Raw genomic sequence first — 5706 nt, 5'->3', positions numbered from 1 at the left:
GCCCGACACGGAGAGACGATGGGACTGACGGGAAACCCCCATACGCCTCCCTGACCACCGCCCCCCCCGAAGCCCCCCAGGCTCTACGGTCGGGGCGTTTCCGGTGGCGGCTGCGGGGCCGATGCCTGGCCCGCCACGCCCGCCAGGGTTCCCACCGCCCGGGTGAACGCCGAGTCCGGGGGCGCCGCGTAGCCGACCACCAGGCCCTCGCGGGGTGGGGTCGGGGCCGCCGGGTGACGGTAGGAGGAGAGGCCGTCCAGGGCCAGGCCCGCAGCGTGGGCCGCCGCGAGGGCGGGGGCTTCCCGGCCCGGCGGGAGTTCCAGTACGGCGTGCAGCCCGGCCGAGATGCCGGTCACCCGGACCTCCGGGGCGTGTGCCTCCAGTACGGCGACCAGCTGGTCGCGGCGGCCCCGGTAGCGGGAGCGCATCCGGCGGACGTGGCGGTCGTACGCACCGCACTCGATGAAGTCGGCCAGTGCCAGCTGGTCCAGCGCGCTCGCCCAGGACTCCCGCATTCCCTTCGCGGCCAGGACCTGGTCGCGGAGGAGGTCCGGGAGGACCAGCCAGCCCAGGCGGAGCGCGGGGGAGAGGCTCTTGCTCAGCGAACCCGCGTACACGACGTGTTCGGGAGCCAGTCCCTGGAGCGCGCCGACCGGTTTGCGGTCGTAGCGGAACTCCCCGTCGTAGTCGTCCTCCACGATCACGCCACCTGCGCCGCGGGCCCATTCCACGGCGGCGGCGCGCCGTGCGGGCAGCAGGCGGCCGCCGGTCGGGAACTGGTGCGCCGGTGTGAGCAGCAACGTGCGGGCCCGGGAGGGGATTTCGGTGGTCCGTGCGCCGTCCTCGTCGACCGCGACGGGGTGCGGGCGGACCCCTGCCGCCTGCAGGATGCCGTGGTGGAAGGGGAGTCCGTACTCCTCGACCGCCCAGTCGCGGGGGCGGACGGACGTCAGGAGCCGCAGTCCGTTCGCGAAGCCGGAGCAGACCACGATGTTCTCGGGGGTGCAGCGCACGCCCCGGGCCCGGGACAGGTAGCCGGCCAGGGCCCGCCGCAGTTCGGGGCGGCCCTGCGGATCACCGGGGCCGAAGGCTTCGGTGGGCGCCTCGGCCATGGCCCGTCGGGCGCTGGCCGCCCAGGGGCCCCGCGGGAAGGAGGCGGGGTCGGGCTTGCCCTGGAGCAGGTCGTGGCGGGGGCGCGCGGGCGCGGGTCCGGCCGTGGCGGTCGGCGCGTCCGTGGTCGCGATGCCTTCGGCGACCCGGGTGCCGGAGCCCTGCCGGGCCGTGAACCAGCCCTCGGCGACCAGCTCGGCGTACGCGTCGGCGACGGCGTTGCGGGCCAGTCCGAGGTCGGCGGCCAGGGTCCGGTACGGCGGCAGCCGGGTCCCGCCGGCCAGCCGGCCGCTGCGTACGGCGCTGCGCAGGGCCTGGGCGAGCGCGGTCCGCCGGGCGCCCTCGGCGGGAAGTTCCAGGTGGAGGTCGGAGCCGCCCGGGTCGGAGCCGCCCGGGTCGGGGGCGGTCATGGGCGCGGCTCCGGTGCGAAGACGGCGTGGGTGGCCGTCAGGAAGCGGCGTACGGTCTCCCGTTCGGCGGGGTCGAAGGAGTCGAGGACCTGGAGCACCCCGTCGATGAGCGGCCCGAAGAACTCCCGGCCCAGACGGATCGCGGCCGGCTCCACGCGCAGCAGGATCCGGCGCCGGTCGTGGTCGTCGCGGATCCGCGCCACGTGGCCGAGCCGTTCGAGGCGGTCGATCACGGCGGTGGTGCCCGCGGAGTTGAGGCCGAGCCGGGCGCCGAGCAGGCCGGCGGTGGCCGGTTCGGCCGCGCGGGCCGCGTCCAGCAGGCAGATCAGGGCGCGCACGTCGGTGGGGTGCATGGCGTTGCGGGTGGCGAATTCCGCCTGGCGCAGGCCGAATTCGACGGTCACCGCCCTCAGGATGTGCACCAGTCGAAGGTTGTCGGGCTCTGTGCCGGCCGGTTCCCCGCCCGCCTGTTGCCCGCTCACCGGCTCCCGGTGGTCCCGTTCCCCGTTGTCGTCCATACCGCCCCCTGCCTAGAATCTCTCGCTGAGCGAGATTATCGCCTGGCGAGACATTGGAGCGGACATGCCCCGAACGTCTTCCTTCCGCGCCGCCTACGACGAGATGCTCGGCCGGTGGCCCGGGCCCGTCGAGGCCGTCGACCTGCCCACCCCGTACGGGGTCACCCGCGTCAACAGCTGCGGCCCGGCCGACGCCCCGCCGCTGGTGCTGCTGCCCGGCGGCGGGTCCACCTCCACCGTGTGGGGGGCCTGCGCCGCAGCCGGGGCGGCCCGCACCCACCGGGTGCACGCCGTGGACCTGGTCGGGGACCCCGGGCTCAGCGTGCCGGCGCCCGGACGGGCGATCCGGTCCGCCGTGGACCTGGTCGGCTGGCTCGACGCGGTCCTGGACGCGGTGCCCGGCGCGGCCCCCGGCGGGCCCGGCCCGCACGGGCCGGTGGTGCTGGGCGGGCACTCGTACGGTGCCTGGATCGCCGCCCACTACGCGGCCCGGCGCCCGGCCCGCATCGGCCGGCTGGTGCTGCTCGACCCGACCCAGGTCTTCGCGGGCCTGCGCCCGGGCTACGTGCTGCGCGCGCTGCCCGTGCTGGTCCGGCCGACCCCGGAGCGGATCCGCTCCTTCCTCGCCTGGGAGACCCGCGCGGCCGCGCTCGATCCGGCCTGGCTGCGGCTGCAGGAGGAGACCTCCGGCTTCCCCGCCGTCCGGCCGGTCACCGGGCCGCGCCCGGACCTGGCCGGGCTCGCGGGCCCACAGGTCGACATCCTCTTCGCGGGGCTCGCCCGCTGTCACGACCCCGGCCGTGCGGCCCGGGCCGCACGCGCGGCGCTGCCGGGCGCGCGCATCGGCGTACTGCCCGGGGTCTCGCACCATGCGCTGCCGCTGACGGCGGCCGGGGAGATCGCCCGGCGGCTCGCGCCCTGACCTAGTGGGTGTCCGCCTGGCCCTTGCGGGACAGGGCCTCGCGGACGGCCTCCTCGGAGCGGCCGACCACGGCCGTGCCGTCCTCGGCGGTGATGATCGGGCGCTGGATGAGCTTCGGGTGCGCGGCCAGGTGGGCGATCCAGAGCCCGCGCGCCGCGTCGGTCTCCTCGCGCGGCAGGTCCCGTACGCCGGTCTCCCGGGCCAGCGGGTCCGAGGTGCGCGTGATGTCCCACGGCTCCAGTCCGAGACGACCGAGCACCGCACGGATCTCGTCCTCGGAGGGCACGTCCTCCAGGTAGCGGCGCACCGTGTAATCGGCGCCCTCCGCATCCAGCAGGGTCAGGGCGCTGCGGCACTTGGAACAGGCGGGATTGATCCAGATCTCCATGGCGCCAACCCTACCCAGAGCCGGTCTGGCCAGGGTCTTCTGTCAGTGGTCCCCGGTAAAATCGAGGGAGAACGACAGGAAGCCAACTACCGTTTGGGAGGCTGTAGATGGCCACTGCCACCACCGTCCAGCACGTCAAGAAGAAGCCGCTGCCGGCGGGGCTGCCCCGCGAGTGGTACGAGAGCCACAACCGCCGGCTGAAGGCGATGCGGCTGGCGATATCCCTGCTCGACTCGGGGACGTACGACGCTCGGCGTGCCACCAACCGGAAGATCCGGACGATGGCCGTCCGGACGGGGATCCACCGGCCGTCGAACGTCACCTGCAAGATGGTGCGCGCGTTCATCATGGAGTCGTAGCCGCGCTCGCAGTGCCGGGGCCCCGACCTACCGAGGACGGTCGGGGCCGCCGGACCCACCCCGGTCCGATCCGTCCAGGGACAGCAGCAGCAGGGCCACGTCGTCGTGCGGACCGCCGTTCGTGAAGGCCGCGAGGTCCCGCCACACCGCGCCGACCAGGTCTCCCGGGTCCCGAGCCAGTACGGGCACCCGGGCGGCCAGCGGGTAGAAGTTGCCCGCCGCGTCGCGGGCCTCCGTCACGCCGTCGGTGTGCAGCAGCAGCTGGTCCCCGGGGTGCACGAGGAGCTCCGTCACCATCGGCGGGGCCGGGCCGGCGAGCCCGAGGCCCAGCGGCGGCCCCGGCTCCACGGCCACCTCCTCCACCGCGGCCCCGCGCACCCGCAGGGCCGGCGGGTGCCCGCACGACACGATCCGTACGAGTTCCAGCCCGGGCGGGAACTCCAGCAGCACCGCCGTCGCGAACAGCTCCGGATGCTCGACCGAGCCGGCCGCGGCGTCCGCCACCAACCGCCGGTCCAGCCGGGCCGCGACCGCCCCCAGCCCGGCGTCGTCCATCACGGCCTCGCGGAAGGCCCCGAGCAGCGCCGCCACCGTGCCGACCGCCGCCAGGCCGTGCCCCTGCACGTCCCCGACCAGAGCGCGCACCCCGTACGGCCCGGCCCGCACGTCGTACAGGTCGCCGCCCACCAGCGTGCCCTGCTGCGCCGCCCGGTAGAGGCCCGAGCAGCGCACCGGACCCACCCGCTCCGGCACCGGGGGGAGGACCGCGAGCTGAGCGGCCTCCGCCACCGTGCGCACGCTGACCAGCTGCGCGTCCCGCCGCTGCCGGACCCAGGCGATCACCACGCTCAGCAGTCCGACGGCGGCCACCGTGGCCAGGTCCGTGCCGCGGGCATGGCCGACGCCGAGGGTCGGCAGCCCCAGCAGCAGGAGGACGACGGCGGCGAAGACCGCGGTCCCGCCCGCCCCGTAGGCGAATGCCGCCACGGGGGGCAGGCCCGCCAGGAAGAAGCCCAGCTCCACGTCCGGGGTGACCGCCTGCGCGAGCACCAGCGCCACGAGGGCCACCACGGGCGCGATCCGGGCCCAGCGCGGCGGCGGCTCCCCGCGCAGCCTGCCCGGCTCCTCGCGTCCGCGTCTCACCCCTCCACCCTGGTACGGGGGCGGGACCCGCGCACCCCGGACCGGCCCGCCGGGTGGCCCCGTACGCCCCGGGCCGCGACAGTGGGGGCGTGACGGCAAGCGACGGCGCGGGCGAGCGGCCCGGCCGGGCGCACATCGAGGCGCACGGCGAGGGCGACGGCTCGCAGAGCGCGGAGATCAGCACGCGGCTCAACTGGCTGCGCGCGGGTGTGCTCGGCGCCAACGACGGGATCATCTCCACCGCGGGTCTGGTGGTCGGCATGGCCGGGGCCACCACCTCGCGCCCGGCGATCCTGGCGGCGGGTGTCGCCGGGCTGCTGGCGGGCTCGCTGTCGATGGCGGCGGGGGAGTACGTCTCCGTGAGCTCCCAGCGGGACTCCGAACGGGCCGCGCTCGACATGGAACGCCGGGAACTGGCCGAGGAGCCGGAGGCGGAGCTCGACGAACTGACCGATCTGCTCGCCGGGCGGGGGCTCAGCCGGGAGGTGGCGCGGGAGGCGGCCGAGCAGCTGACGGAGCGGGACGCGCTGCGGGCCCATGCCCGGGTGGAGCTCGGGATCAACCCGGACGAGCTGGCCAACCCGTGGCACGCGGCCTTCGCCAGCCTGATCGCCTTCACCGTGGGGGCGCTGCTGCCGCTGCTCGCGATCATCCTGCCGGGGCCGTCGGCGCGGGTGCCGGTGACGGTGCTGGCGGTGCTCACGCTGTGCGGGGTGATCAGCGCACGGCTGGGCGGGGCCCCGGTGCCGAGGGCGGTCGCCCGCAACGTCCTGGGCGGCGCCCTGGCCATGGCCGTGACCTACGCGGTGGGCACCTGGCTCGGCACGGCCGCCTGATCCGGGCTCCGCCCGGCCCC

General features: G+C 76.0%; 7 protein-coding genes. 3 read left to right on the top strand and 4 right to left on the bottom strand.

The features are described from left to right. Window positions 1-83: 83 nt before the first annotated feature. Entirely contained in the window at window positions 84-1520 is a 1437-nt protein-coding gene (pdxR, locus tag ACWGE1_RS39710) for a MocR-like pyridoxine biosynthesis transcription factor PdxR (RefSeq protein WP_453425336.1), read from the bottom strand. Continuing rightward, window positions 1517-2038: a MarR family transcriptional regulator gene (locus ACWGE1_RS39705; RefSeq protein ID WP_453425335.1), complete on the bottom strand. Its 522-nt coding sequence runs from the start codon at window positions 2036-2038 to the stop codon at window positions 1517-1519. Before ACWGE1_RS39705 ends, pdxR begins: the two co-directional genes overlap by 4 nt. 64 nt (window positions 2039-2102) lie before the next feature. Between ACWGE1_RS39705 and ACWGE1_RS39700 the strand changes: the two genes are divergently transcribed. After that, a complete protein-coding gene (locus ACWGE1_RS39700) occupies window positions 2103-2960 on the top strand; it encodes an alpha/beta fold hydrolase (protein WP_453425334.1) in 858 nt (285 codons plus the stop codon). Between the two features lies 1 nt (window position 2961). Here ACWGE1_RS39700 and ACWGE1_RS39695 read toward each other — a convergent pair whose 3' ends face one another. Next, window positions 2962-3348: an ArsC/Spx/MgsR family protein gene (locus ACWGE1_RS39695; protein ID WP_453425333.1), complete on the bottom strand. Its 387-nt coding sequence runs from the start codon at window positions 3346-3348 to the stop codon at window positions 2962-2964. Between the two features lie 107 nt (window positions 3349-3455). Between ACWGE1_RS39695 and ACWGE1_RS39690 the strand changes: the two genes are divergently transcribed. Continuing rightward, entirely contained in the window at window positions 3456-3707 is a 252-nt protein-coding gene (locus tag ACWGE1_RS39690; protein WP_030012991.1) for a hypothetical protein, read from the top strand. 27 nt (window positions 3708-3734) lie between these two features. On the opposite strand, the gene ACWGE1_RS39685 is transcribed toward ACWGE1_RS39690, so the two are convergent. Further along, complete coding sequence (locus ACWGE1_RS39685) at window positions 3735-4850, bottom strand: PP2C family protein-serine/threonine phosphatase (protein ID WP_453425332.1); 1116 nt, start codon at window positions 4848-4850, stop codon at window positions 3735-3737. Window positions 4851-4939: 89 nt separating this feature from the next. Here ACWGE1_RS39685 and ACWGE1_RS39680 point away from each other — a divergent pair, with 89 nt between their 5' ends. Next, a complete protein-coding gene (locus ACWGE1_RS39680) occupies window positions 4940-5686 on the top strand; it encodes a VIT1/CCC1 transporter family protein (RefSeq protein ID WP_453425331.1) in 747 nt (248 codons plus the stop codon). Window positions 5687-5706: the final 20 nt, after the last annotated feature.

Source organism: Streptomyces sp. NPDC054932, from assembly GCF_053610205.1.
The sequence above is the reverse complement of the archived record's forward strand: the minus strand, read 5'-3'. Positions and strand labels throughout refer to the sequence as shown.

Coding starts and splice junctions, on each gene's coding strand:
- ACWGE1_RS39705 (WP_453425335.1), bottom strand. CDS start 2,038: ATGGACGACAACGGGGAACGGGACCACCGGGAGCCGGTGAGCGGGCAA.
- ACWGE1_RS39695 (WP_453425333.1), bottom strand. CDS start 3,348: ATGGAGATCTGGATCAATCCCGCCTGTTCCAAGTGCCGCAGCGCCCTG.
- ACWGE1_RS39690 (WP_030012991.1), top strand. CDS start 3,456: ATGGCCACTGCCACCACCGTCCAGCACGTCAAGAAGAAGCCGCTGCCG.
- ACWGE1_RS39700 (WP_453425334.1), top strand. CDS start 2,103: ATGCCCCGAACGTCTTCCTTCCGCGCCGCCTACGACGAGATGCTCGGC.
- pdxR (WP_453425336.1), bottom strand. CDS start 1,520: ATGACCGCCCCCGACCCGGGCGGCTCCGACCCGGGCGGCTCCGACCTC.